This is a genomic window from Leisingera sp. ANG59, assembly GCF_013317235.1.
Classification (GTDB): domain Bacteria; phylum Pseudomonadota; class Alphaproteobacteria; order Rhodobacterales; family Rhodobacteraceae; genus Leisingera.
The window spans coordinates 1-26,084 of record NZ_WLCM01000023.1; the positions used below are offsets into that span (position 1 = coordinate 1).

The 26,084-nt window shown below is 66.1% G+C and carries 24 protein-coding genes; 10 read left to right on the forward strand and 14 right to left on the reverse strand.

The genetic code is table 11. The annotated features are described in order from the left end of the window. Positions 1-53: 53 nt before the first annotated feature. The 3 genes from GKC28_RS17635 to GKC28_RS17645 are packed head-to-tail and all read left to right on the forward strand — an operon-like array spanning position 54 to position 2,549. Complete coding sequence (locus GKC28_RS17635; protein ID WP_174148310.1) at positions 54-674, forward strand: HAD family phosphatase; 621 nt, start codon at positions 54-56, stop codon at positions 672-674. A 31-nt stretch (positions 675-705) separates the two neighbouring features. Beyond that, a complete protein-coding gene (locus GKC28_RS17640; RefSeq protein ID WP_174148311.1) occupies positions 706-1,623 on the forward strand; it encodes an ornithine cyclodeaminase family protein in 918 nt (305 codons plus the stop codon). Further along, positions 1,620-2,549, forward strand: a complete 930-nt coding sequence (locus GKC28_RS17645) for an alpha/beta fold hydrolase (protein WP_174148312.1) — start codon at positions 1,620-1,622, stop codon at positions 2,547-2,549. The genes GKC28_RS17640 and GKC28_RS17645 overlap by 4 nt, the downstream gene beginning before the upstream one ends. 98 nt (positions 2,550-2,647) lie before the next feature. On the opposite strand, the gene GKC28_RS17650 is transcribed toward GKC28_RS17645, so the two are convergent. The 3 genes from GKC28_RS17650 to GKC28_RS17660 all read right to left on the reverse strand — a co-directional run bounded on the left by GKC28_RS17650 (position 2,648) and on the right by GKC28_RS17660 (position 4,827). Further along, entirely contained in the window at positions 2,648-3,901 is a 1,254-nt protein-coding gene (locus GKC28_RS17650) for an MFS transporter (protein WP_174148313.1), read from the reverse strand. A gap of 157 nt (positions 3,902-4,058) precedes the next feature. Beyond that, positions 4,059-4,556 carry a GNAT family N-acetyltransferase gene (locus GKC28_RS17655; protein WP_174148314.1) on the reverse strand — a complete coding sequence of 166 codons (498 nt, stop codon included), beginning with the start codon at positions 4,554-4,556 and terminating at the stop codon, positions 4,059-4,061. Between the two features lie 7 nt (positions 4,557-4,563). Further along, positions 4,564-4,827, reverse strand: coding sequence for a YjhX family toxin (locus tag GKC28_RS17660; protein WP_174148384.1), 264 nt, complete (start codon positions 4,825-4,827; stop codon positions 4,564-4,566). A gap of 267 nt (positions 4,828-5,094) precedes the next feature. Between GKC28_RS17660 and zapE the strand changes: the two genes are divergently transcribed. Together zapE and GKC28_RS17670 are read left to right on the forward strand one after the other, a co-directional pair. Continuing rightward, entirely contained in the window at positions 5,095-6,171 is a 1,077-nt protein-coding gene (gene zapE, locus GKC28_RS17665; protein ID WP_174148315.1) for a cell division protein ZapE, read from the forward strand. Then, a complete protein-coding gene (locus GKC28_RS17670) occupies positions 6,168-7,073 on the forward strand; it encodes a bestrophin family protein (protein ID WP_174148316.1) in 906 nt (301 codons plus the stop codon). The genes zapE and GKC28_RS17670 overlap by 4 nt, the downstream gene beginning before the upstream one ends. Before the next feature lie 169 nt (positions 7,074-7,242). Here the strand turns inward: GKC28_RS17670 and GKC28_RS17675 are convergent, their stop codons facing one another. From GKC28_RS17675 to GKC28_RS17685, 3 genes are all read right to left on the reverse strand, one after another. After that, positions 7,243-8,511, reverse strand: a complete 1,269-nt coding sequence (locus GKC28_RS17675; protein WP_174148317.1) for a folylpolyglutamate synthase/dihydrofolate synthase family protein — start codon at positions 8,509-8,511, stop codon at positions 7,243-7,245. Positions 8,512-8,653: 142 nt separating this feature from the next. After that, a complete protein-coding gene (gene accD / locus GKC28_RS17680) occupies positions 8,654-9,604 on the reverse strand; it encodes an acetyl-CoA carboxylase, carboxyltransferase subunit beta (protein ID WP_174148318.1) in 951 nt (316 codons plus the stop codon). A gap of 63 nt (positions 9,605-9,667) precedes the next feature. Then, positions 9,668-10,558 (reverse strand): CPBP family intramembrane glutamic endopeptidase, encoded by an 891-nt coding sequence (locus GKC28_RS17685; protein ID WP_174148319.1) that lies wholly within the window; start codon positions 10,556-10,558, stop codon positions 9,668-9,670. 223 nt (positions 10,559-10,781) lie between these two features. On the opposite strand from GKC28_RS17685, the gene GKC28_RS17690 reads away from it, so the two are divergent. The 3 genes from GKC28_RS17690 (at position 10,782) to GKC28_RS17700 (ending at position 12,784) form a co-directional block, all read left to right on the forward strand. After that, positions 10,782-11,552, forward strand: coding sequence for a hypothetical protein (locus tag GKC28_RS17690; RefSeq protein WP_174148320.1), 771 nt, complete (start codon positions 10,782-10,784; stop codon positions 11,550-11,552). A gap of 82 nt (positions 11,553-11,634) precedes the next feature. Further along, positions 11,635-12,396 carry a DUF6478 family protein gene (locus tag GKC28_RS17695; protein ID WP_174148321.1) on the forward strand — a complete coding sequence of 254 codons (762 nt, stop codon included), beginning with the start codon at positions 11,635-11,637 and terminating at the stop codon, positions 12,394-12,396. A gap of 10 nt (positions 12,397-12,406) precedes the next feature. After that, the gene (locus GKC28_RS17700; RefSeq protein WP_174148322.1) at positions 12,407-12,784 is read left to right on the forward strand and encodes a hypothetical protein; all 378 of its coding nucleotides are present in this window, start codon (positions 12,407-12,409) and stop codon (positions 12,782-12,784) included. A gap of 18 nt (positions 12,785-12,802) precedes the next feature. Here GKC28_RS17700 and GKC28_RS17705 read toward each other — a convergent pair whose 3' ends face one another. From GKC28_RS17705 to GKC28_RS17735, 7 genes are all read right to left on the reverse strand, one after another. Continuing rightward, on the reverse strand, positions 12,803-13,546 hold the full coding sequence (locus GKC28_RS17705; RefSeq protein ID WP_174148323.1) for an isocitrate lyase/phosphoenolpyruvate mutase family protein: 744 nt from the start codon (positions 13,544-13,546) through the stop codon (positions 12,803-12,805). Continuing rightward, positions 13,543-14,607, reverse strand: a complete 1,065-nt coding sequence (locus GKC28_RS17710) for a bifunctional transcriptional activator/DNA repair enzyme AdaA (protein ID WP_174148324.1) — start codon at positions 14,605-14,607, stop codon at positions 13,543-13,545. The genes GKC28_RS17705 and GKC28_RS17710 overlap by 4 nt, the downstream gene beginning before the upstream one ends. A gap of 82 nt (positions 14,608-14,689) precedes the next feature. Beyond that, positions 14,690-15,331: a LysE family translocator gene (locus GKC28_RS17715; RefSeq protein ID WP_174148325.1), complete on the reverse strand. Its 642-nt coding sequence runs from the start codon at positions 15,329-15,331 to the stop codon at positions 14,690-14,692. 472 nt (positions 15,332-15,803) lie between these two features. After that, positions 15,804-17,138 carry a S41 family peptidase gene (locus GKC28_RS17720; protein WP_174148327.1) on the reverse strand — a complete coding sequence of 445 codons (1,335 nt, stop codon included), beginning with the start codon at positions 17,136-17,138 and terminating at the stop codon, positions 15,804-15,806. Positions 17,139-17,145: 7 nt separating this feature from the next. Continuing rightward, on the reverse strand, positions 17,146-18,279 hold the full coding sequence (locus GKC28_RS17725; protein WP_174148329.1) for a murein hydrolase activator EnvC: 1,134 nt from the start codon (positions 18,277-18,279) through the stop codon (positions 17,146-17,148). Then, a complete protein-coding gene (gene gpmI, locus GKC28_RS17730; protein WP_174148331.1) occupies positions 18,276-19,793 on the reverse strand; it encodes a 2,3-bisphosphoglycerate-independent phosphoglycerate mutase in 1,518 nt (505 codons plus the stop codon). Before gpmI ends, GKC28_RS17725 begins: the two co-directional genes overlap by 4 nt. 210 nt (positions 19,794-20,003) lie before the next feature. Then, positions 20,004-22,931 carry an error-prone DNA polymerase gene (locus tag GKC28_RS17735; protein ID WP_174148385.1) on the reverse strand — a complete coding sequence of 976 codons (2,928 nt, stop codon included), beginning with the start codon at positions 22,929-22,931 and terminating at the stop codon, positions 20,004-20,006. A gap of 223 nt (positions 22,932-23,154) precedes the next feature. Between GKC28_RS17735 and GKC28_RS17740 the strand changes: the two genes are divergently transcribed. Beyond that, positions 23,155-23,619 (forward strand): DUF1203 domain-containing protein, encoded by a 465-nt coding sequence (locus tag GKC28_RS17740; RefSeq protein ID WP_174148332.1) that lies wholly within the window; start codon positions 23,155-23,157, stop codon positions 23,617-23,619. A 283-nt stretch (positions 23,620-23,902) separates the two neighbouring features. Further along, entirely contained in the window at positions 23,903-25,072 is a 1,170-nt protein-coding gene (locus tag GKC28_RS17745; RefSeq protein WP_174148334.1) for an aminotransferase class V-fold PLP-dependent enzyme, read from the forward strand. 81 nt (positions 25,073-25,153) lie between these two features. Here GKC28_RS17745 and GKC28_RS17750 read toward each other — a convergent pair whose 3' ends face one another. Continuing rightward, complete coding sequence (locus GKC28_RS17750) at positions 25,154-26,083, reverse strand: ABC transporter ATP-binding protein (RefSeq protein ID WP_174148336.1); 930 nt, start codon at positions 26,081-26,083, stop codon at positions 25,154-25,156. Position 26,084 lies beyond the last annotated feature (1 nt).

A 26,084-nucleotide genomic window follows, 5' to 3' on the forward strand; every position in this document is an offset into this window, starting at 1 on the left:
GGGTCTTATCCTTCTGCTCGCGGCCCCGCCCGCGAGCAGAAGGATAAGACCCCATGCCCATAGATGCCGTCGTCTTTGACATTGGCCGTGTGCTGATCGAGTGGGAGCCGGAGCGCTTCTACGACAGCCGCATCGGCACGGCCCGCCGCCAGCAGCTGTTCGAACAGGTGCCGCTGCACGAGATGAACCTGAATGTGGACCGCGGCCACCCCTTCCGCGACAGCGTCTATGCGCTGGCAGAGCAGCACCCGGAGTGGCGCGAGGAGATCCGCTGGTGGCACGACTGCTGGCTGCAGATGGTGCCGCAGGCCATCCCCCGTTCCGTCCGGCTGATGCAGATGCTGCAGGCCAAGGGCGTCCCGGTCTTTGCCCTCAGCAACTTCGGCACCGAGACGTTCGAGATCGCCTGCGGCGCCTACCCGGCCTTGCGTGGCTTTGACCGCACATTCGTCTCTGCACATCTGAAATGCATCAAGCCAGAGCCGGAGATCTATGCCATTCTCGAACGCGAAACCGGGGTGGCGCCGCAGTATCTGCTGTTCACCGACGACCGCCCCGAAAACATCGAGGCCGCGGCCGCGCGCGGCTGGCAGACCCACCTGTTCACCGCCCCCGCGCCATTCGCCGCGCGGCTGGTGCAGGCGGGGCTGCTGACCGAACAAGAAGCCGCCTGAGACGGCCCGCAGAAAGAAGGACAACAGGCCCATGACCATACCGTTCATCAGCTTTGAAGAAGGTGAAGCCCTGCTGGACTGGGTCAGCTTCACCCGCGCGCTGGCCGCCAGCCACGACCTGCCCAAGGCAGAGATCGGCGACACTTTCCTCTACCGCGATCCCGACACGCTCCTGAGCCGCTCCGCCTGGATTGACGGGCTGGGGCTGGCGGTGAAGACCGCCAATATCTTCCCGCGCAATCCCGATGCGGGCAAGCCGATGATCAACGGCTCGGTCTGCCTCTACTCGGACACCGACGGAACGCTGGAGGCACTGGTGGATTTTCACCTGGTGACCAAGTGGAAGACCGCCGGCGACAGCCTGCTGGGCGCGCTGCGGCTGGCCAACCCGGGCGCACAGGAAGTGCTGATCGTTGGCGCCGGCACCGTCGGCGCCTCCCTGATCGAGGCCTTCGGGGCCGGCTTCCCGCAGGCGCAGATCCGGGTCTGGAACCGCACCGGCGCCAAGGTAGAAGAGCTCTGCGCCCAATACCCCGGCACCATGCACGCAGCAGATCTGGAACCGGCGGTGCGCGCCGCCGACATCATCGTCACCTGCACCATGTCGTCCCAGCCGGTGATCAAGGGCGAGTGGCTCCGCCCCGGCCAGCACCTCAACATGATCGGGGCCTACCGCCCCGACATGCGCGAGGCCGACGACGAGGCCCTGAAGCGGGCGCAAATCTACTGCGACAGCTTCGACACCACCCTGGACCACATCGGCGAGTTCAAGATCCCGCTGGCCGCGGGCACCATCCAGCGCAGCGACGTGCTGGCGGATTATTACAGCCTTGGCAAATTCCCCTCCTATGACCCGGCGCAGATCACCCTGTTCAAGAACGGCGGCGGCGCCCATCTCGACCTGATGACCAGCCACCACATCCTGCAGAAGTGGAAGGCCCAGGCATGATCTGGCTGCTGGCCCTCGCCGTTCTGGCCATCGCCCTTGCGCCCTTCCTGCGCGAGCGGCTGCGCAAACCGATGGATGCCAAGGCCCGGCAAACCGCCCCCGGGGCGCTGGCGCAGCTGCCCGGCGGCTGCACCCATTACCGCTGGACCGGCCCCCTGCGCGGCCCCGTCGCGGTCTGCGTGCACGGCCTCACCACGCCGTCTTTCGTCTGGAACGGCATCGCCAAGGGGCTGGGCGCCATGGGCTACCGGGTGCTGACCTACGATCTCTACGGGCGCGGCTACTCGGACCGCCCCTCCGGCCCGCAGGACCGCGCCTTCTTCCTCACCCAGCTGGAGGAGCTGCTGGCGGATCAGGAGGTCGGCGACGATGTCACCCTGATCGGCTATTCCATGGGCGGCGCCATCGCCACCGCCTTTGCCGCTGCTCACCCGGAACGCCTGCGCGAGCTGATCCTGCTGGCGCCGGCCGGCTTCGGCCGCAGCCCGGACCACGTGACCTGGATCATCCGGCATGTTCCCCTGATCGGCGGCTGGCTGATGCACGCGATTTACCCCGCGCTGCACATCCGCGGCACCGAGGCGGAGCGCAGTCTGCCCTCCTCCGTTCCCGGCATTGCCGACCTGCAGCAGCAGGAACTGGGATACCGCGGCTTCATCCCCGCCGTGCTTGCCTCGCTGCGCGGCATCCTGAACGGGGATTTCACCGAAGAACTGCGCAGCCTGCACAAGAAAGGCGTGCCCGCTTTGGCGATCTGGGGCCGGGACGACGCGGTGATCCCGCCCAGCTCTGCCGGCCGCCTGGCCGAACGCGCCCGCTCCGTCCGGCAGGAGGAGATCGCCGGGGCCGGCCACGGGCTGCCCTATACCCACACCGAGGAGGTGCTGGAGATCATTGCGGCAAACCATCGCCGCGGGTTGCTCTGACACCCACGCTGGTGGCTGTTTGCTTCTTCTTTGAAAATTACTCCGGGGTCCGGGGCTGGCCCCGGCTCCTCAGCCCGCCACGCAGCACGCCGCCTGCGTTACGCCGCCACCGGAGCCGCCGCTGCCTGCCCCAGCGGGCGTTCCTTCACCGGCAGATGCACGATGGCGCTGAACGCCCCGACGCCGACCCCGATCCACCAGACCAAAGTGTAATCGCCATAGGCGTCATACATCCGCCCGCCCAGCCACACGCCCAGGAAGCTGCCCAGCTGGTGGCTGAAAAACACGATGCCGTATAGCGTGCCCATGTAGCGCAACCCGTAGATATGCGCGACCAGGCCGGAGGTCAGCGGCACCGTCGCCAGCCACAGCGAGCCCATGGCGACCGAGAAGATGATGACGCTGAGGGGCGTGATCGGGAACAGGATAAAGGCCGCCGCCGCGATCGTCCGCCCGGCATAGATCGCCGCCAGCAGGTATTTCTTGGAATAGCGCTTGCCCAGGTAGCCCGCCAGCAGCGTACCGCCCACATTAGCCGCTCCAATCAGTGAAATCGCCGCCGCGCCCAGCGCCGAGGTGGTGGTGATGCCGATCGAATGCAGCGCCCCGCCGGGCAGGATCGGCCCGCACATCTCGGTAATAAAGGCCGGAAAATGCGCGGTGACAAAAGCCAGCTGATAGCCGCAGCTGAAGAAGCCGAGGAAGATCAGCGTGTAGGACGGGTCCTTGAACGCCTTCCTCAGGATCGCCCCCATGCTCTCTTCCAGTTCCAGCTTCGATGCGGCCTCCGGCGCGCGCATCAGCGGCAGCAGCGCGATCAGCGCCAGCACCACACCGGCAAACAGCAGGAACACCGTCTGCCAGGGCAGGAAGCCCAGCATCCACTCCGCCGTCGGCGCGCCGAAAATCTGCCCGGCGGACCCGGCCGCGGTGACAATCGCCAGCGACATCGAGCGGTTCTCGTCGGAACTGGCGCGCCCGACCACCGCCAGCACCACGCCGAACCCGGTGCCCGCGATGCCAAAGCCCACCAGCCACTCATAGGCCTGCATCTCGAACGGGGTGGTAGACCAGGCGCTCAGCACCAGCCCGGCGGCATAGACAATCGCCCCCATGATGATCGCCTTGCGGTCGCCGATCTTCTCGGCAATGGCGCCGAAGATCGGCTGCCCGATGCCCCAGGCCAGATTCTGGATGGCAATCGCCAAGGAGAACTCCGCACGCAGCCAGCCGAACTCCTCGGCAATCGGGATTTGGAAGACACCAAAGGAGGCGCGCACCGCAAAGCTCGCCATGATGATGATGCAGCCCACGATCAGAACGGGGGTAAACAGCGGCGCGGAACGGTCCATGGGGTCTCTCCTGACAAGCTGCGAAATTTTCAGTGAAATTTGCCAGGTGGTCAAATCAGGATTTTTGCGCGCATCATTAAGAAAATTTGATGTGAAGGGGCCGCACAAACAAATCCGCCTGCTGCCCCGTTCCGACGGGGCAGCAGGCGAACTTCTCTCACGCGGCGTAGAAGGGGGGCGCGTAGGTCACCTCCCCAGACGGGACGCCCGCGGTGAACGCCAGCCTCAAAAAGTACTCCGGCGGCACCCCGGCAAAACGCATACGGTCATCTGCCGCAAAGCCGAACCGGCCGTAATAGGCCGGATCGCCCAGCACCACGCACCCCTTGGCCTGTAATGCCTTGAGACGTTGCAGCCCCTCGCCAATCAAAGCCTGGCCGATGCCCAGCCTCTGGCGGCCGGGCAGGACCGAAACCGGCCCCAGGCCAAACCAGCCCTGGTCCCGGCCTGCGATCAGCACCGGAGAGAAGGCCGCATGGCCGATGATGCTGCCATCGGCCACCGCCACCAGTGAAAGCGTCAGCCTGCCGCTCTCACGCAGCCCGTCTATGATTGCGCCTTCCGTGCCGGAACTATGCACTGCCACAGCAAAAGCGGCCTCAGTGACCCGCCGGATCAGAGCAATGTCTTCTTTTCTTTCCTTGCGGATATCCATGGGATCCTCACGCTGTGCGATTGTTGAGTTGAGGCCTGACAGACCGGCGGCCAAGAGCCGAGATCCGGTACGGGGCCGAATTGCGCGATTCAATCAGCCGTTTGCGGCGCAGTTTGGATACGACTTCCAGGCTGCAGTCTGCCAGCAGCATTCCGTCATGCGTACAGCAATCGACCTGCAACAGCTTGCCATTGGAACCGCGTTCAAAGCGGATCAGCCCGCCCTGAGCCAGCACGTGCAGCACGCGCTGTTCCAGTTTTGAGATATTCATTGATTTACCTGTTCGTGAAACACAGAAAAACCGGCGCCCGGCATTGGTTTGCCTTGGCCCGGTTTGTTGGATCACCCCGGCATACCGGCGATGATCAGTGTTTCAGAACAAGCTCCAACATCTACAATTCCTGCATCAGAGGATTGGCGAACATGTGCCAGATAGGAATTTTCCGCGGCTGGGTCAACGCCCCTCCGCTGCAGTATTCCGGCAGCCGCCTCTATGCCCCGCTTCCCATCCCCCGCGCCCCGCGCTATCCCTGTCCCCATGACCCATTTGAGTGCGCTTTACCGGCAGAAAATCGACGCGGGCGAATTGAAGCCCGACCCGGCCCAGGAAGCCGTGCTTCCGCATTTCGACCGCATCGCCCAAGGCCTGATGGCGCCGCCGGTGAAACGCGGCTTCTTCCGCAAGGCGGAGTTTGAACCGGTCCAGGGGCTCTACCTCTGGGGCGGGGTCGGACGCGGCAAGTCGATGCTGATGGACCTGTTCGTGGACAGCCTCGACGGCATCCCCTCGCGGCGGGTGCATTTCCATGCCTTCATGCAGGAAATCCACGCCAAAATGCATGAGGCCCGCCAGAACGGTGTCGAGGATGCGCTGGCGCCGGTGGCGGCTGAGGTGGCGGAGTCGGTGCGCCTGCTGGCCTTTGACGAGATGCAGATCACCGACATCACCGATGCGATGATCGTGGGCCGCCTGTTCGAGGCGCTGTTTGCCGCCGGCGTCACCGTGATCACCACCTCCAACCGGGTGCCGGGAGACCTCTACAAGAACGGCCTCAACCGGCAGCTGTTCCTGCCCTTCATCGATCTGATCAAGGCGCAGATGGAGGTGCATGAGATGGTCAGCCCCATCGACTACCGCCAGCACCGGCTGACCGGCGCGCAGGTCTATTTCGCCCCGGTGGACGCCGAGGCCCGCGCTCAGATCCGGGCGATCTGGCAGGATCTCACCGGCGGCGGCGATGCCCCGCCGCTGACGCTGGAGGTGAAGGGCCGCGAAGTGACCCTGCCCGCCTTCCGCAACGGGGTGGCGCGGGCCACCTTCTATGACCTCTGCGGCAAGATGCTGGGGCCGGGCGACTACCTCGCCATTGCCGGGGAGGTGAAGGTGCTGATCATGGAGGATATTCCCCGCCTCAGCCGCAACAACTTCAACGAGGCCAAGCGGTTCGTCACCCTGATCGACGCTTTGTATGAGGCCAAGGTGCGGCTGATCTGCTCCGCCGCGGCCCAGCCCGAGATGCTCTATGTCGAGGGCGAGGGCACCTTCGAGTTCGAACGCACCGCCTCCCGCCTGCGCGAGATGCAGGACAAGGACTGGGGAAGCGAAGCCCAATGATCGTCCGCGACACGCCCCGGCGGCGGGAGATCTTCCTGATCCTGAGCGGATCGGTGGTGCCGCGCATCCTGCCCAACATCATCGGCGCCGCGCTCTGGGCGCTGCTGGTGCTGGTGCTGGACCGCTATGTCATTGCGATGCCGCAGATTTCCATCGCCGCGATGGGGGTGTTCGGCCTGTCGCTGTCGCTGTTCCTCAGCTTCCGCAACAACGCCGCCTATGACCGCTGGTGGGAGGCGCGGCGGATCTGGGGCCGCATGGTCTCCGACGTGCGCAGCCTGGCGCAGGAGCTCAGGATCTTTGCGGGCAAGGGCCCGGACGAGGAGTTCATCCTCACCCGCATTCTCGCCTTCCACCACCTGCACCGCGCCCAGCTGCGCGGCGACGAGGTGGCGGAGACCGTCCGCCACTGGGTCGGCGCAGAGGCGGCAGAGGCACTGATGCAAAGGGAAAACAGCCCCAACGCCGCCCTGCGCGACATCGCCGCCCGGCTGAGGGAAATGGCCGAGGACGGCCGCATCGACGGCTTCGGCCAGCGCGCCCTGGCCGAACGGCTGGCCGCCTTCCCCGCCGCCCAGGCCGGGAACGAGCGGCTGCTGACCACGCCGCTGCCCTTCGTCTACTCATTGCTGGTCTGGCGCACCACCTATCTTTACTGCCTGCTGCTGCCCTTTGCCCTCCTGGACAGCGCCGGCTGGTTCGAGCCGCTGGTGGCTGCGGTGGTGGCCTATGTGTTCTTCGGCCTGGCTGAAGTGACGCATGAACTGGAGCACCCGTTCCGCAAACAGGCCAACGCGGTGCCGCTCAGCGCCATGTGCCGGGTGATGGAAATCTCGGTCTGCAACGCGCTGGGGCGCGAGGTGCCGCCCAAGCTGGAGCCGGTGAACTACGTTCTGGATTAGGGGCTGAACAGGTCAGGGGGCGCTGCCCCCTCGGCCCTTGGCCTCACCCCCGGAGTATTTCCGGAAAGATGAATAGCGGCCGCGCCGCGTCAGCGGCGCCTGGCCCAACGGGGTGAGACCGGCAGGTCGAAGCCGGGCGGGAGAACCTCCCCCGCCCATGCTGCAGGGTTCAGCCGTTTTCGCGCAGGATATGGCCCGCCAGATAGAGCGAACCGCAGATCAGAACCCGCGCCTGCGGGTCCTTGGCGGTGATCGCCTGCAGCGCCGCAAGGGTGCTGTCCGCCGTGCCGGCCTCGATGCCCACCGACTTGGCCGCGGCCTCGGTCTCTTCAGCGCTGAGTGTGTTGATCTCATCCGGGATCGAGATCGCGGTCAGGCTGGCCACATGCGGCGCCAGCGGCGCCATGTAGCCGCTCACGTCCTTGGTGTTCAGCATGCCGCAGATCAGATGCGTCGGGCGCTCCGGCAGCTTGGCCAGCACATCCGCCAGCGCCACTCCGGCCGCGGCGTTGTGGCCGCCGTCCAGCCACAGCTCTCCCTCCGGCGCGGCCTCGATCAGCGGGCCGGTTTTCAGCTTCTGCATCCGGGCGGGCCATTCGGCGTACAGCATGGCGGCCTCGCAGGCGGCCTCGTCGGCGCCCAGGTGGCGCAGCGCCGCCAGTGCGGCACCGGCGTTCTGGATCTGATGCGCACCCAGCAGGGCGGGCAGCGGCAGATCCAGCAGGCCGTTTTCATCCTGGAACACCAGCCGGCCGCGCTCCTCGTAGACGTGCCAGTGCTGGCCATAGGCGATCAGCAGCGCGCCAAGGCGGGCGGCGGTGGCCTCAATGACCTCCATCGCCTCTTCCGGCTGCGGGCCGACCACAACCGGCACGCCGCGCTTGATGATGCCCGCCTTCTCCGCAGCGATCTTGGCCAGCGTGTTGCCCAGGAACTGCTCATGGTCGATCGAGATCGGGGTGATCACCGACACCTCGGGGGTGATCACGTTGGTGGCGTCCAGACGCCCGCCCAGGCCGACCTCCAGCAGGGTGTAATCCGCGGGCGTGCGGGAAAACGCCAAGAGACCCGCCACCGTGGTGATCTCGAAATAGGTGATGTTCTCGCCGCCGTTCTTGGCATAGCACTCGTCCAGCACCTCAGTGAGATGCGGCTCGGAGATCAGCTCGCCCGCCAGCCGGATCCGCTCGTGAAAGCGCGCCAGATGCGGCGAGGTGTAGGCGTGAACGCTCTTGCCCATGCCCTCAAGCCCCGCCCGGATCATCGCCTGGGTCGAGCCCTTGCCGTTGGTGCCTGCCAGATGGATCACCGGCGGCAGCTTGTCCTGCGGGTTGTCCAGCGCCGCCAGCAGCCGCCAGACCCGGTCCAGCGTCAGGTCGATGATCTTGGGGTGCAGCGCCATCATGCGGGCGAGGATCGCGTCGGAGGTCTGAGTCATCAGCCTGGTCCTGTTCAGCCGGATTGCCTCAAACGCAAAGGGCAGCGCCCGTCCCGGCGGGGTGGAAGCGAAGCGCCCGCCCCGGTTGGGGCGGGACGGGCGCTGCCCGGCCTTGCGGCCAGGCGGGTCAATTTAAACCGGTTTACTCGGCAGCTTCTTCGCTGGGAGCGCCATCGGCCGGCGCATTTGCGGCTTTGGCGGCGTCTTCCTGCTCCGGCACCGGCAGGTCGCCCACCACCTGCGGCGGCAGGCCCATCAGCATGCGGATGATGGTGATCAGCTCTTCGCGCATCTCGGTGCGCGGGGTCACCCGGTCCAGCATGCCGTGATCCAGCAGGTACTCGGCGCGCTGGAAGCCGTCGGGCAGCTTCTCGCGGATGGTCTGCTCGATCACCCGCGGCCCGGCAAAGCAAATCAGCGCGTTGGGCTCGGCGATATGCACATCGCCCAGCATCGCGTAGGAGGCGGTCACACCGCCGGTGGTCGGATGGGTCAGCACCACGATATAGGGCAGGCCTGCCTCTTTCAGCATCTCCACCGCAACAGTGGTGCGCGGCATCTGCATCAGCGACAGAATGCCTTCCTGCATCCGGGCGCCGCCGGCCGCAGAGAACAGCACCAGCGGGCGCTTCAGCTTCACCGCTTCCTCGGCAGCCGCAATGATCGCATTGCCCACATACATGCCCATCGAGCCGCCCATGTAGGAGAAGTTCTGCGCGGCGGCGATGATCGGGGTGCGGCCGATTTCGCCGGCCGCCACCAGCATCGCGTCTTTCTCGCCGGTCTTCTTCTGCGCCGCCTTGATCCGCTCGGGGTATTTCTTCTGATCCTTGAACTTCAAGGGATCGGCCAGCGGCTCCGGCACCGCGACCTCGGTGAAGACACCGCCGTCGAACAGCGCGGTGAAACGGTCGCGCGGGGTGATGTTCATGTGATGGCCGCAGCTGGTGCAGACGTTCAGATTGTCGCTCAGCTCGCGGTGAAACAGCATGGTGCCGCATTCATCGCATTTCTGCCAAAGGTTCTCGGGCACTTCGCGGCGCGAAAAGATCGAATTGATCTTGGGCCGGACGTAGTTGGTGATCCAGTTCATATTGCTTGCCTCTCCGGGGGCGCGGTTTGTCCCCCAGATAAGCCGCATTTGCCGCAATTGCAATCAGCGGCGTATGGCAAGCCGCGCGCAAAGCCAGCTGACCAGCATCAGCAGGAAATCCACCGCCATCCAGGGCCGCAGCGCCTGCATGTCCGCCAGTTCGAAGGGGATCAGGTACAGCGCCAGCCCGTTCAGGCTGGTGGGAGAGCCGAACAGCAACAGCGCAGTGACGTTGTTGAAGAAATGCACCGCCATCGCAGGCCCCAGCGTGCCGGCCCGGGCGGTCAGATCCGCCATCAGCACCCCGAACAGCCCGGCCCAGGCGGTGATCACCAGCGCATTGTCCCCGGCTTCTGCCGGCAGGTAGTGGCCCAGCGCAAACAGCGCCGAGGGCACCAGCAGCCAGACCGCCGGGTGCCGGAACCGTGCCGCCAGCGCCTGCTGGATATAGCCGCGGAACAGGATCTCTTCCGATCCGGTCTGCACCAGCACCGCGGCAATGGACAGCGGCAGGATTCCCAGCCAGGTCCAGAACGGCAGGTTCCGGGTCATCGGCGGCCCCATGTCGTAGGGCGGCAGCGCCATCAGCAGCAGGCTGAGCCCCAGCAGATACAGGCTGACCCGTCCGAACTGGTGCGCCAGCGGGCGCAGATGGCCGGTCACGGTGGCAAAGCCGCGCTGGTGGAACAGCCGCGCTGCCATCGCCACCCCCAGCGACAGAAAGGCGAAACTGCCCAGCAGCACCAGCATCGCGCCGGGCGTGCTGCCGTCCGCCAGCCCCTGCTGCCAGTCGCCCGGAAACAACCCCGCCAGCATCACCTGCAGCGCTGCCGTCATCGCGAAGCTGACCGATGCCACCAGCACCAGCCCCAGCACCAGGCGCCACAGCGCCGGCCGGATGCGGGCGAACCGCACCAGCGCCTCATGCGCCCTGTAGCTGTGCAAGTCGTGCATAGGTCCTCCGCGCCGCATCAGGATCCGGCGGCAATCCGGCCCACGTTATGCATTGCTGCAACGCCAAGGCAAGGCAGGCACGCCTGCCGGCGGTTCAGTCTTGCCGCCCTGCCCCGCGCTCCGTAATGATTTCTTTAAAAAAACAAGACCGGCAGGACCAGCAGTGACCAGAACAAGCAACGGGAAACCCGTGCCTTTTGCCGCACCGGGCGGAAAGGCGCCCATGCGGCGCGGCGGCGCGGCGGCGGCGATTGTGCTCGCAGCCCTCGCCCTGGCGGGATGCAGCCCGTCTCCCCAGGGCATGCCCTTTGCCTCCCGTACCGCCAGCCAGGCACCGCAGAACGGGGTACAGGTGATGTCCTTCGGCGGCGGCGATGTGCTGCTGGCCGCCCCCGGCGCCTATTGTTTCGACCGCCGCAGCAGCCAGCCCGACAAGGACGGCGGCTTCGCCCTTCTGGCCCATTGCAGCCGCATGGGCCGCCAGAACTGGTTCGGCGCCCGCAATTCGGCTGTGCTCACCGCCTCTATCGGCCCCGCCAAAACTGCCGCCGCCGCACCGCAGGCCGCCGACATCGCCGCCATGTTCCCCGGCGCCACAGTGCTGGAAACCCGCGAGGACCAGCTCTTGCCGCTGGTCAAGCTGGAGTTCCCCGGCGCCGTCGCCGACAGCGCCAGCCCGGTGCACTGGCGCGGCGCCTTCGTGCTCGACCGCCACCTGATCGCGCTGGCGCTTTACGCGCCCGAGGGCAGCCGGGCGCTTGGCAGCCACGGCGCCGCCCTCCTGAACGAGATGACCCACCGCACACTCGAAGCGTCCACCCTGCCATCGCTGGAGACCGCGGCGGCAGCCCCGCACCCCGCTTCCGCGGCACCCGCACCGGGACTGCGCCCGCAGGCGCGTCCGGCTGAGCTGCAGGCACTTGCGGCAGACAGCACAGCCGAGGCAGGCAAAAAACGCGGGCTGCGCCAGCGGATTGCCGGTTTATTTCAATAGCCCCGCCCGGTTACACTGCCGCCAGCCCCGCAGCGGGGCACGACAGGCAAGCAAGACCTATTAACAGGCAAGAGAGAGCACGATGGGCAGGATCATGGACCGGTTGCTTCACCTGCGCAGCCTGCGCCGCTGGCGCGCCGCGGCAGAGGAATCCTCGCGCGCGCCGCTCTCCGAACTGCGCCGCCAGCGCAACCAGGCCCGCCAGCTGCGCACCCATCTGGACCGGCTGATCCACACCGCAGACGGCCGCCTGGCGCTGCCGCAGATCGGCTCTTCCTTCTTTCCGCGCCCGCATGGCACCGACTGGTCCTGGCGCCCTGAAATGTGGCGCGGCCCGCTGCCCGAACGCGGCCTCGCCTCGGTGCCGCCCAAGGCGCGGCTGGGCGATGAGGTGCAGCTGTTCCACGACTGTGCCTTTTCCGAACTGACCCTGCGCCAGCTCAGGAACACCCGCGAGGAGGACCTCGCCCCCTTCGGCCTGCGCATGGATGTGTTCAGGTTCGACGGCTCCTTCCTGTCGCTGGTGATCGACCTGCCGCCCGAGGCCGTGCAGGGCATCACCCGCCAGCACCTCCTGCGCATCGACAGCATCATCGAATCCGAGAAACCGATCGAAATCTTCGCCCGCCTCAACATCCAGCACGGCCCCAACACCGAACAGCTGGTGCGCGAGCTGCCCCAGGACGACAAGAACATCGTGGTGGAATTCGACCTGGCCTATTCCAAGCTGAACGAAAGGCGCATCGAGAAGATCTGGCTCGACCTGATCTTCGAGGCGCCGGACATGAACCAGGTGGTCCTGCGCGACCTGACCTTCTCGCGCCACCGCCGCGCGGCGATCTGAGGAGCCTGCCATGAGTAACCTGACACTGACCAAAATCCGTTTCCGCAACGGCATCTGGGAAGGCAAGATCAGTAATGCCCCCGCCACCGGCGCGCGGCCCGATATCACGGTGATGTTCCAGGATCAGCCGCTCAAGGAAGTGATCCTGACCGAGGGCCAGAAAGACGGCGACTGGCTGGTGGCCGTGCCTGTGCCGCCGGAGGCCGTGGCCGACGGGGTGCAGACCTTCGTGATTTTCGATGCCTCAGACAGCACCCGGCTGGGCGATTTCACCCTGATCGCCGGGGAGGCGGTGGCGGACGACCTGCGCGCCGAGGTCGAGCTGCTGCGCGCCGAGCTCGACATGCTGAAACGCGCCTTCCGCCGCCACTGCCTGGAAACGATGTAGGGGCCTGACCCTAAGTGCTTACTCCAGCGCCTGGAAATGCTCCGCCAGCACCTGCATCAGCCTTGCATGCGGGATCGGGCCGTAGCTGCAGCGCGCAACACCCGCCTGCCGCGCGGTCTCCAGCGTGATGCCGCGCATCATCGTGTTGACCGGCAGGGAAGAGCCCTCGCAGACCCGCGCAATCAGATCGGGATCGGTCAGCCCCGGCACAAAGAACCCGTTGCCGCCGGCCTCGGTATAAGCCGCCGCACGCTCCAGCGCCTCCGGCAGCAGGCCCGCGTGTTTTGAGGCATCTTTTTCCTTCAGAAACAGATCGGTGCGCGCGTTGACGAAGATATCCGCATGGGCCGCCCGCACCGCGGCCACACGGCGGGCCTGCTCTTCGATGCCGTAAAGGCCGTCACCGCCGACCACCTGGTCCTCGAAATTGAGCCCCACCGCGCCGGTCTCCGCCAGCCGGGTCACATTGGCACTCAGCTGTTCCGCCTCGCGGGCATAGCCGCCCTCGAAATCAATCGTCACCGGCAGCTCCGTCGCCGCCACGATGCGTTCCGCATTGCCCAGCACGAACTCCAGCGGCACCTGCTCGCCGTCCGGGAACCCCTGCGCCGCCGCCACCGGGAAGCTGCCGGTCGCCAATGCCGATGCCCCTGCCCCGGCAATCGCCCTGGCGCTGCCCGCGTCCCAGATGTTGTAGAGCACAACCGGGTTGCCCGGCTGGTGCAGCGCCGCAAACGCCTTGGCGCGGTCGGAATATGTCATGCAGAAATCCTCTGTCTGTAGCCTGTTTCAATTTCAATAAGCCGCTGCTTGCGCCAAAGGCCCCCGCCATAGCCGGTCAGCGCGCCGTCAGCTGCAATCACCCTATGGCAGGGCACTACCAGTGCCAGCTGATTTGCGCCGTTTGCGCGCGCAACTGCGCGCGTGGCCGAGGCGCGGCCCAGCTCCCGCGCGATCTGCGAATAGCTGCGCGTCTCGCCTGCCGGGATGGTCAGCAGGTAACGCCAGACCTCGCGCTCGAACCCGGTGCCGTGCAGCGCCAGCGGGGTCCGGAAATCCGCGCCTTCCCCGGCAAAGAAGTGGCGCAGCTCCTCCGCGATCTGCTCCGTCGGTGCCGGGCGGCCAAAGCCCAGCCCCCCGGGTTGCGCCTTTTGCAGCTTCGCCACCTCCCGCGGCAGCGCCTTGCGGTCGGCAAATTCCAACAGATGCAGCTGGTGGGCGCAGCTGATCGCAATCATCGCTCCCAGCGGCGTGTCGATCCAGTCCGCCAAGAGCAGCGCATCCTTGCGGAACGCCCCCGGCGCAATCCCCACCAGTTTGGCGAATGCCACGCGGAAGGCGCTGGCGCTTTCGAAACCGGCATCAATCTGCGCCGCGATCACCGGCTCGCCGGCCTTCAGCGCGGTGAACCCCTCGCGCAGGCGGCGCTGCCGCGCCATCTCCAAGAAGGTCATGCCGAAATGCCGCTTGAACGCGCGCCGCACGGTGGAGGCATCCAGCCCCAGCCGCAGCAGGTCGCCCTCGCCCCAGCGGTAGGCAGGCCGTTCCTCCAGCCGCGCCAGCAGGTCCTGCACCATCGGGTCATCGCCGGCCGCAGCCGCCAAAGGCTTGCAGCGCTTGCAGGCGCGGAACCCCGCCTCGATGCACTCGCCCGGCGTGGCATGGAACCGGCAGTTCTCGAACTTGGGTTTGCGCGCCGGGCAGGTCAGGCGGCAGAAAATGCCGGTGGAGGTCACACAGACATAGGCGCGCCCTTCATAAGCGGCGTCACGGTCTAGCAGCGCTTGATAAAGCGTGCGGGAATCAGGCAGGTCAAACATCATGGGCGGAGCATAGACCAGCCTGCCCCGTCAGTACGCCGGATATCGGGCGTTGATTTTCGAATCCCGTTGATCTGCCCGGACGTCACGCCCGGCGAACCACTGCCGTCGCCGCCTGTCCAAGGATGAAAACCCCGGCGCCGCCGATGATGGCACCTGCCAGCCGGTTCAGCTTTTGCAGGGCCTCAGCCCGCGTCATCATTGTCCGCGCGCCCGAGGCCAGCAGCGCATAGGGCAGCAGCGTCACGAACAGCACCGCAACGGTCAGCACGCTCAGCGCGGCCCATTGCGACAGGCCCACCGCCCCCAGGTCAATGACGGTGGGCAGCAGCGCGAGGTAGAAGATGATCGTCTTGGGGTTGCCCAGCGTCAGCGCAAAGCCCGACAGGAACGTCTTCAGCCCGCGGCGGCTGCCGGCCTTGCGCACATGGGTAAGGCCTGCCTCGTTGCGCCAGAATTTGCTGGCGAGGTAAACCAGATACAGGCCGCCCAGCACCTTGATCGCCAGCAGCGCGCCCGAGAACAGTTGCGCGATCGCGGCCAGGCCTGCAATCGCGATGGTCAGGTAAACCACATCGCCCAGCGCAATGCCTGCCAAAAAGAACAGCGACACCTGCAGGCCGTTACCAAGCGATTGCCCGACCAGGCCCGCCACCCCCGGACCGGGAATGACAGCCGCGATGGACAGAGCGACTGAATAGGCGATGAGCGGGGCTAATAGATCCATTAGAGCAATCCTGAATGCAAGTTCCGCGCGACACTACCAAGGCTTTTGCGTCTGACAAGCCGGAAAAGGCATGGCGGCAGAAATGGCTTTCGGCGGGCTGCCCCCGCGGGTGTTGCGCACCCACCGTACGCCCCCTTCACGCGATCCTCATTTCCATATGCCAGACTGCCCTCTGATCGATCCCCCGCCATGGCTCCGCGCATGGGCCATGTTACGAGGCGCAGGCATCTGTGGAGCTGCCTGCGCGACACCCCGGAGACCGGCCCTGATAAAAAGGGGGTCGTCCAGGATATCCTGTCCGAGCAGACCCCCCGTGGGGTCTGTCCACCTCCACCCGGCGGCGCCGCCCCCTTAACTGGGACACCGCGCTTAAACGGCACAGCAACCACCCCCGCCAGACCCGGCGGCACAGCAACAATGAAAAAGGCCGCCCAACCGGACGGCCCCTTCATGATGCGTGCGTGCGCGGGCCTTACTTCGGCCCGAGCGCCACCATGCCTTTCAGGATGTCGATGGCATAGGCCAGCTGGTAGTCCTGCTCGCGCAGTTCCGCGGCCTTCTCGGCCTTTTCGCGCTCTTCCTCGATCTGGCGGATTTCATCCTCGCTCAGGGAATCGTTGTTCAGGCTGCCGCGCAGGTCCGCTTCCGAACGCGACCGGCGGGCGGGCGAATCGTCCTCGTCATCAGCCGCCGCGGTCCGGCGGGGCTGCGCCACCACGATGTCGGGCGAAACTCCCAGCGCCTGGATCGAGCGCCCCGACGGCGTGTAATAGCGCGCGGTGGTCAGGCGCATCGCGCCCTCGCCCTTCAGCGGCATGACGGTCTGGACCGAGCCCTTGCCGAACGACTTGGTGCCCACCACGATGGCGCGGCGGTGGTCCTGCAAGGCGCCCGCGACGATTTCCGACGCCGACGCCGAGCCGCCGTTGATCAGCACCACGATCGGCTTGCCCTCTGCCAGATCACCCGGCGTCGCGTTGAACCGCTCGCCGTCTTCCGGATCGCGGCCGCGGGTGGAGACGATCTCACCCGACTCCAGGAAGCTGTCGGCCACCTTGATCGCCTGGGTCAGCAGCCCGCCCGGGTTGTTGCGCAGGTCCAGCACGATGCCGTTGACACTGTCCATGCCGCCGGCTTCCTCGATCTGCTTCTTCAGGTTTTCCTCGAGGTTCGGCGTGGTCTGGTCGTTGAAGGTGGTGATCCGCATCACCACGGTATCGCCTTCGGTGCGGGCCCGCACCGCGGTCAGCTTGATGGTGTCGCGGATGATCGAGACGTCGAACGGCTCTGCCTCGCCCTCGCGCACCACGGTGATCACGATCTCGGAGCCGACCGGCCCGCGCATCAGTTCCACCGCCTCGTCCAGCGACAGGCCCAGCACGCTTTCGCCATCGACATGGGTGATGAAATCGCCGGCTTCCATCCCGGCCTCATCCGCCGGGGTGCCGTCGATGGGGGAGACGACTTTGACAAAGCCCTCTTCCTGGGTGACCTCGATCCCCAGGCCGCCGAATTCGCCGCGGGTCTGCACCCGCATCTTGCTGGCATCATCCGGCGACAGGTAGCTGGAATGCGGGTCCAGGGACGCCAGCATGCCGCCGATGGCCGCCTCGATCAGCTCCTTCTCGTCGACTTCCTCGACATACTGCGCCCGGATGCGCTCGAAAATATCGCCGAACAGGTCCAGCTGCTCATAGACGTTTGCCTCGCGCACGCCCTCCTGCGCCAGCAAGGGGCCTGCCACATAGGTTGTCGCGACGATCCCTGCCAGCGTGCCGCCAATGGCGGCCATCGCAAATTTTTTCATCAAGCCTTCATCCACCTTTTCCAGTGCGGAACCATGTTTCCGGGTCCACCGGGCTGTTGTCCATTCTCACTTCTATATAGAGCGTTTCTGTCCGGTCAGTTCCACCCCCTTCACCGCTTGTTGACAGGATTGCGTCCGGTTTCGGGTTTTCTCCGCTCATCAATCCGACCGGCGTGCCCTCGGGGATCACCTGCCCCGCCTCGCCGAACACCTCGGCCAGGCCCGACAGCACAAACAGCGTGTCCGGCTGCGGCTCCAGAATCACCACATTGCCCAGATCCAGAAGCGGCCCGCGGTAGCGGATGGTGGCCGCCGTGGGCGATGTCACCAGCGCCCGGGGACGGGCGGCGACCAGCAGGCCCGGGCGGGCAATGCCCGCGGCATCGCGCTCGCCATAGCCGCGCAGCACCAGCCCCTCGACCGGCAAGGGCAGCGTGCCGCGCAATCCGCTGATGTCGGCCTCGCTGGCAGCAATCCCGCCGCCGGCGATCTCGGCCAGACCGTCGGCAAAGCCCGACAGCGTCTCGGTTGAGGAGATCAGGATGGCGGTGCGCACCGGGTCCTCGGTGAAGCGTTTCGGCAGGGTGGTGCGGTCGGCAATGGCGGTGGACAGCTGCACCCGCGCGCTTTGCACACCGGCCAGCCCCTCCTCCAGCGTCTTCGCCGCATTCTGCTGCAGCAGCCGCAGGCTCTGCACCTCGTCCAGATCCGCCTTCAGCATCTGCGCCCGCGCCTGCAGCGCCGGCGTCACTTCGGCCAGCATCATCGCAGACCGCGCAGCGCCCAACGGCCCGGAGGGATGCACCATCAGAACCGGCGGCGGCGAGGTTTCAATGGTCTGGATGACCCCCAAGAGGCCCGAGACTTCTTCCTGCCGCGCCGCCAGCTGGGCGCTCAGCTGCCCCTCGCGACGCGCCACCCGGCGCAGGCCGTCGCGCATGGCAGCCAGCCCCGCCTCATAGGCCTGCACGGTGGAGGTCAGCGCCTTCACCCGGTCGCGGGAGCTGTCAGCATCCTGCAGCTTGACAGAGGCCGCTTCCAGCTGCTCCGCCGCGTCGCGCGCGGCGTCCGCCGGGTCCGCCGCCGCCTGCAGCGGCGCGGCCAGCAGGGCCAGCAGCACAAGGCCCGCGCGCCGGATCATGACAGCAGGCTCTCCCCGGTCATCTCGGCCGGCTTCTCCAGCCCCATCAGTTCCAGGATGGTCGGTGCCAGATCAGCCAGGCGCCCATCGCGCAGTGTCGCACCTTCGGGTCCGCCGACCAATGCCACCGGCACCAGGTTCAGCGTATGCGCGGTGTGGGCGCCTCCGGACACCGGGTCCACCATCACCTCGCAGTTGCCGTGGTCGGCGGTGAAGATCATCGCGCCGCCCGCCTTCTCCAGCGCCGCCACCACCCGGGCCAGCCCCCGGTCCACCGCCTCGCAGGCGCGGATCGCCGCCTTCAGATCGCCGGTGTGGCCAACCATGTCGGGGTTGGCGTAATTGGTCACAATCAGGTCATAGCCCGCCTCGATCGCCTCGACGAATTTCTCCGTCACCTCCGGCGCGCTCATCTCCGGCTGCAAGTCATAAGTCGCCACGTTCGGCGACTTCGGCATATAGCGGTCCTCGCCCTCCTCCGGCTCTTCCTTGCCGCCGTTGAGGAAGAAGGTCACATGCGGGTATTTCTCGGTCTCGGCCAGACGGAACTGGGTCTTGCCGTGCTTGGCAACCCAGGCGCCCAGGGTGTTGACGATCGCCGCCTTGGGATAGGCGGTGGTCATGTAGTCATTGTGGCTGTCGGAATATTCCACCATGCCCAGGAGCGCCGCCAGTTTCGGGCGGGTGCCGGTGTCGAACTCAGCAAAGCCCGGCTCGCCGATGGCGCGCAGGATCTCCCGCGCCCGGTCGGCGCGGAAATTGAGGCAGAAGAACCCGTCGCCGTCCTTCACGCCCTCATAGCCTTGCAGCACGGTGGCGCCGATGAACTCGTCGGTTTCCGACTGGTTATAGGCATGGTCCACCGCGCCATGGGCGGTCTGCCCGGGGCGGCCCTTGGCGTGGATCATCGCGTCATAGGCCTCGCTGACCCGGCCCCAGCGGTTGTCGCGGTCCATCGCGAAATAGCGGCCGGTGACGGTGGCAATCCGCACGCCTTCGGGCAGCCGCTCCTCCAGCCGCCGGAAGTGGCGGAAGGCCGATTTCGGCGCCACGTCGCGGCCGTCGGTGATTGCATGCAGCCAGACCGGCACGCCGGCCTCATGGATCGCCTTCACCGCCGCCAGGATGTGGTTGATATGCCCGTGCACGCCGCCGTCCGAGACCAGCCCCATCAGATGCGCCGCGCCGCCGGTTTCCTTCAGCCGCTCGATGAAATCCAGAAGCGCCGCGTTTTCGAAGAACGACCCCTCCTCGATCGCCAGGTCGATCTGGCCCAGGTCCATCGCCACCACCCGGCCCGCGCCGATGTTGGTGTGGCCGACCTCGGAGTTGCCCATCTGCCCGGTCGGCAGCCCCACATCCGGCCCGTGGGTGATCAGTTTCGCTGCCGGCCCTTTGGCCATGATCGCATCAAAGGTTGGTGTCTGCGCCAGGTAGGGCGCGTTTGCCTTGCCAGGCTCGCCGCTGCCCCAGCCGTCAAGAATGCACAGGACAACGGGTTTGGGTGCGGTCATGGATCATCTCCGGGGCAAGGAAAGCTTCGCAAGCCTTCTAACGCCTTGCCGCGCCGGGGTGAACCGGCTTTCCTGCCACAGTTGGCGTTATCACGGCGCGGTACCCCAGCAACGCCGCTTCATCTTTCCCCAAATACTCATTTCCACGCTGCCCCTTGAGTCGCCGCCGATGTTCTGCGGCCCCTGCCCGCTTCTTCTTTGCCCAAATACTCAACTCCCCGGCCCGCCCTCCGCGCCGCCACTCCTGTTCTGCGGCGTCAGCAAATGCCGGATCAGCGCCACCGGATGGGCGCGCAGCGACAGGCGCATGGCGACGTAATCCTCCACCACCTCCTCGCCCAGGCCCATCTGCGGCAGGTCCGCCTCCGGCTCACAGATCGCCTCGCCGTCCAGTTCGCGGGCAAACAGCGGCAGGGGCTTGCGGGCGGTGATCGCCTTGGCCGCCCACAAGGCCTCGCGTCGGCTGAGCCCCAGCGCGGCAAAGGCATCCGCCTCGGCCAGCCGCTCGATCACCGGCGGTGCCAGCCCTGCCTTGCGCCAGACGTCCTCGACCTCGTGGTAGCCGTTGCCGCGCGCCGCCGTCAGCCAGGCGGCATCCTCGTCGCGCAGCCCCTTGATCTGGCGGAACCCCAGCCGCAGCGCCAGCCCGCCCTGGCCATCCGGCTCCATCACGTTGTCCCAGTAGGAGTTATTGATGCAGACCGGCCGCACCTCGACCCCATGCGCGCGGGCATCCCGCACGATCTGGGCGGGCGCGTAGAACCCCATCGGCTGCGAGTTCAAAAGCGCGCAGGCAAAGATGCCCGGATGGTGGCATTTGATCCAAGCGGAGGCATAGACCAAGAGCGCGAAACTGGCGGCGTGGCTTTCCGGGAAGCCGTATGAGCCAAAACCCTCGATCTGGGAAAAACAGCGCTCGGAGAACTCCGTGTCATAGCCGTTCTTTGCCATGCCGCGCAGAAACAGGCTGCGGAATTCACTGACGCTGCCGTGTTTCTTGAACGTCGCGAGCGAGCGCCGCAGCCGGTCGGCCTGCTCGGGCGAAAACCCGGCGCCGACGATGGCGATCTGCATCGCCTGCTCCTGGAACAGCGGCACGCCAAGGGTCTTGCCCAGCACCTCGCCCAGCGCGTCGGAGGGGAAATGCACCGGCTCCTCCTTGTTGCGGCGGCGGATGTAGGGGTGCACCATGTCGCCCTGGATCGGGCCGGGGCGGACGATGGCCACCTCGATCACCAGGTCATAGAAACAGCGCGGCCGCATCCTGGGCAGGAAGTTCATCTGCGCCCGGCTTTCGACCTGGAACACCCCGATGCTGTCGGCGCGGCACAGCATGTTGTAGACCTCGGGGTCCTCTGGCGGCAGGGTGGCGAGGCTGTAGTCCAGCTGGTGGTGCTGCTGCATCAGGTCAAACGCCTTGCGGATGCAGGTGAGCATGCCCAGGGACAGCACATCGACCTTGAGAATGCCCAGCGTGTCGATGTCGTCCTTGTCCCAGCAGATCACCGTGCGCCCCTCCATGGTGGCATTCTCGATCGGGACCAGTTCATCCAAACGGCCTTGGGTGATGATAAAGCCGCCCACATGCTGTGACAGATGCCGGGGGAAGCCGATGATCTGCTCCACCAGCTGCAGGGTCAGCTGCAGGCGGCGGCTGTTCGGGTCCAGCCCGATCTCGCGCATCCGCTCGGCCTCCACCCCCTTGGCACTGAAGAAGCCCCAGAGCTGCGAGGACATCGCCGAGATCGTGTCCTCGGTCAGGCCCATGGCGCGGCCCACCTCGCGGATGGCCCGCTTGCCGCGGTAGTGGATCACCGTGGCGCAGAGGCCCGCGCGGTGGCGGCCGTAGCGCTCGTAGATCCACTGAATCACCTCCTCGCGCCGCTCGTGCTCGAAATCGACGTCGATGTCGGGCGGCTCGTCGCGGGCTTCGCTGACGAAACGCTCGAACACCATGGTGCCCAGTTCCGGGCTGACGGAGGTGACGCCCAGGCAGTAGCAGACCACCGAATTGGCAGCGGACCCCCGCCCCTGGCACAGGATGCCGCGGGAGCGGGCAAAGGCGACGATGTCGCGCACGGTGAGGAAATAGGGATCGTACTTCAGCTTGGCGATCAGGGCGAGCTCATGCTCCAAGAGCGTCCGCACCCGCTGCGGCGCGCCGCCGGGGTAGCGCCAGCTGAGACCCTCCTCGGCGAGCCTGCGCAGGCGCTGCGGCGGGGTTTCCTGCGCGCTGCCCTCGTCCGGGTAGTCATAGCGCAGCTCATCCAGTGAGAAGGTGAGCTGGTCCGCCAGCCGGGCGGCATTGTCGACGGCTTCCTCGTGGCCGCGGAACAGGCGGCGCATTTCGCGTTCCGAGCGCAGCCGCTGCTCGCCGTTGGCCATGGCGGCGCGGCCCAGGGTTTCGACCTTGCGGCGCAGGCGGATCGCAGTCAGCACATCGCCCAGGCGGCGGCGGCTGCCGTGGTGCATCCGCGGCGCGGCGCTGGCCAAGGGGGGCAGGTTCAGCTGTTTTGCCAGCTCCGCCAGCTGCGCAAAGCGCGCCCGGTCGCCGCCGTCATAGGCGGGCGCCATCAGCAGGTGCATGCGGGGGCCAAAGCGGCGCGTCAGCGCGTCCATATGCGGTGCCCATCCATCCGCGCCGCGCGGGTCCTGTCCCGCCTGCGGCAGCAGGAGCAGGTGGAGGCCGTCCGCAAACTCCAGAAGGTCGGCGAGGTGCAGAATGCAGCTGCCCTTCTCCGCCCTCAGCCGCCCGGTGGACAGCAGCCGGGTCAGGCTGCCCCAGCCGGTGCGGTTCACGGGCAGCGCGATCACCTCCGGCGCGTCGGTGAATATCAGCTTTGCCGCCGGGATCAGCCGCACGGTGTCATAGACCGGGAAAGAGGCGGGCTGCGGAATATCTGCGGGGCGCGGCGGGCCGATCGGCGTGTGCGTGCGGTCCCAGGCCAGCCGCTCGCGCACCCGGCGGGCAATGTCGCGGCATTCCGCATGGGCGCGCACGATGCCCGCCACCGAGTTTTCATCGGCAATGGCGACCGCCGCGATCCCCAGCTCCAGCGCACGGGCCGCATACTCCTCGGGATGGGAGGCCCCGGTGAGGAAGGTGAAGTTCGAGAGGCAGGCGAATTCGGCGAACATGAGTCGCATGATATTCCCGTTTTGTTCCCATGTGGAGTCCTGCGGGATTGCGGTGCTGCGCCGTGCGCCAGCGCGGCGCCACGCCCAACCGCCGCAGGGCATTTTCAATGCCTGCACGGCGGGCGGGAGGGCTTTGTTTCGAGCCCTCTGCGGGATGCGCACGATCCGGGTCGATTGCGGCGGAACGGATCGGGCAGGGTGCTGGCAGCAAAGGAGAAACCCCATGACCAAGATCACCGCCCTGCCCACAGATATTGCCCGCGCCCTGCAGGATGGCGGCGCCGACGCCCACGGCCAGATGCCGGAGCGCTCGGTCTCGGACGGCGGCAAGAACCCCTGCCGCCACTGCCTGCACTACATCCCCGTAGGCAAGGGCATGCTGATCCTGGCCCACCGCCCCTTCCCCGAGGCGCAGCCCTATGCCGAGACCGGGCCGATCTTCCTGTGCGCGGATCATTGCGCGCGGCATGACGGCGAGGCGGTGCCGGAGGCCCTGAAAGGCTCCCCCGATTACCTGATCAAGGGCTACAGCGCCGATCACCGGATCGTTTACGGCACCGGCATCGTGATCCCGCAGGCGGAGATGATGGGGCAGGCGGAAGCGATTTTCGGGGATGAGCGGGTCAGCTACATCCACATCCGGTCGTCGCGCAACAACTGCTACCAGGCGCGGATCGACCGGGGGTAGAACCAGAGGATTGGCTTCAGACTGAAAGCCCCCAGCCGCAGACGGCTCCGTTAATACCCCGCCAGCCTAACGGACCGCAGGCACATTCAAAATCGCCTATGACCCTCCTTGCAGTACAATCCCATATTGCAAGGACGGCGGCACCACACAGAAAGCAGACATGCATCCAGTATGCAGCGGACGGCTGCTCCGAGCCTGAAGCGGACAGGCTTGTTGACCGGAAGTACAGTGCAGTTGTAGCAATCATTTCGGAAGCGGCAGCGGGCAGATAGTGACTCAAAGAATGGATATCGAACAGGTTCGAAGCGAAACACCCGGTATTGCAAACAGTGTTCATCTGCTGGCCTCGGGTTCCGCATTGATGCCACGGCCGGTTGTCGACGCTGTCATGAATCATACGCTTCTGGAAGCGCAGATCGGCGGTTATGAGGCGCAGGCGAAAAGGGCGGACGCCCTAGACGGTGTCTATCAGTCTGTCGCCCAGCACATTGGCTCAAAAACCCGCGAAATTGCGCTTATGGAGAATGCAACCGTCGCATGGTGTCATGCGTTTTACGCGCTTCCGTTGAAAGCGAAAACGCGCATTCTGACCTGCGAGGCCGAGTATGCGGCAAACTACGTTGCTTTTCTCCAGCGGGCAAAAAGGGACGACCTGACGATCGAAGTTGTCCCGTCGGACGAAACGGGCGCGTTGGATCTCGACGCATTGGAAGCGGCCATGGATGAGGATGTCGGGTTGATTGCCATCACCTGGGTTCCCACCAATGGGGGTCTGGTCAACCCGGCAGCCGATGTCGGCAGGATTGCGAAAAAATACGGTGTCCCTTTCCTGTTGGACGCCTGCCAGGCAGCTGGCCAAATGCGGATTGATGTCAATGAGCTGGGCTGCGATTTCCTGTCAGCAACCGGTCGCAAGTTCCTGCGAGGGCCGCGTGGAACGGGGTTCCTGTATGTCCGTGAACAATGGCTGGAAACGCTGGAACCGGCGATGATCGACCACTTCGGCGCTCCTTGGGTCGCAATTGACGAATACGCGCTGCGCGATGACGCGCGCCGTTTCGAGACATGGGAGAACTCCTACGCATTGCGCGCGGGGCTTGGTGCCGCTTTCGACTACGCGGAATCCGTTGGCATTGAGGCCATCGAAGCCCGTGTCGCCAGTCTCTCCAAACGCTGCCGCACGCTGCTCAACGCAAATCCGTCCATCCAGTTGCGCGACATCGGCCTGCATCAAAGCGGTATTGTCAGCTTCACAGTGGATGGGGCGGAGCCTGAAAAAATCGTCCGCATGATGGTAGAGGCCGGTTTTGTCATCGGCTCTTCTCCGGCTTCCAGTACCCGTATAGATGCGGAGCGGCGGAACCTACCCACTGTTCTGCGTATAGCCCCGCACTACTACAACACTGAAGAGGAGATTGACCGGGCGATCGGGCAACTGGAGTCATTCCTGTAAGACTGACGCGTTTCAATAGCATTCGCCTTTTCGGATGCCGTCTTTGTCCCGCATCAGTCACCGGGCAGAGGTGCCTCCCCCTCACCCCGCCTTGGTCAGTGCCAGGAACACATCCTCCAGATCCGCCTCTTCGGTCTTCACATCGCGGATCGAAATTCCAGCGGCGTGGACCGCGGCCAGCACGTCTTCGGCGCTGGTGGCCTGGCTGCGGTAGCGCAGGGCGACGGCGCCGTCTTCGCGCAGTTCGGCCTCGATGCCCGCGCCCTGCGGCAGTGCTGTGACCGGCACCGCAGGCTGCACCACCATCGTCTTGGCATCGAGCCGCCCCAGCAGGCTGGCCTTGCTGTCCCGCGCCACCACCTCGCCCTGATTGATGATGGCGATCTCGTCGCACATCTCCTCGGCCTCCTCCAGGTAATGGGTGGTGAGGATAATGGTCATGCCCTGCGCGTTCAGCTTGCGGATGTTCTCCCACAGCATCTGGCGCAGCTCGATGTCGACGCCCGCGGTGGGTTCGTCCAGCACCAGGACGCTCGGGCGGTGGACCAGCGCCTTGCCCAGAAGAAGCCGCCGGCGCATGCCGCCGCTCAGCGTCCGCGCATAGGCCTCCGCCTTGTCCGTGAGCCCGATCATCCGCAGGATCTCGTCGCTGTGGCGCTCGTGCTTGGGCACGCCGTAGAGGCCCGCCTGCACCTCCAGAGCGCCGCGCGGGGTGAAGAAGGGATCCAGGTTCAGCTCCTGCGGCATCACCCCGATGGCGGCCCGGCTCTGGCGCGGGTTTTCATCCTGGTCGAAGCCCCAGATCGACACCTTGCCGGAGGTCTTGCGCACCAGCCCTGCCAGGATGTTGATCATCGTCGACTTGCCCGCGCCGTTCGGCCCCAAGAGGCCGAAGACCGAGCCGCGCGGCACCGTCAGGTCGACACCCTTCAGCGCGTGTTTCTCAGGCTGCCCCCCGTGGCCGCCATAGATTTTCCGCAAAGCCTCGATACGGATTGCATCGCCTGTCATC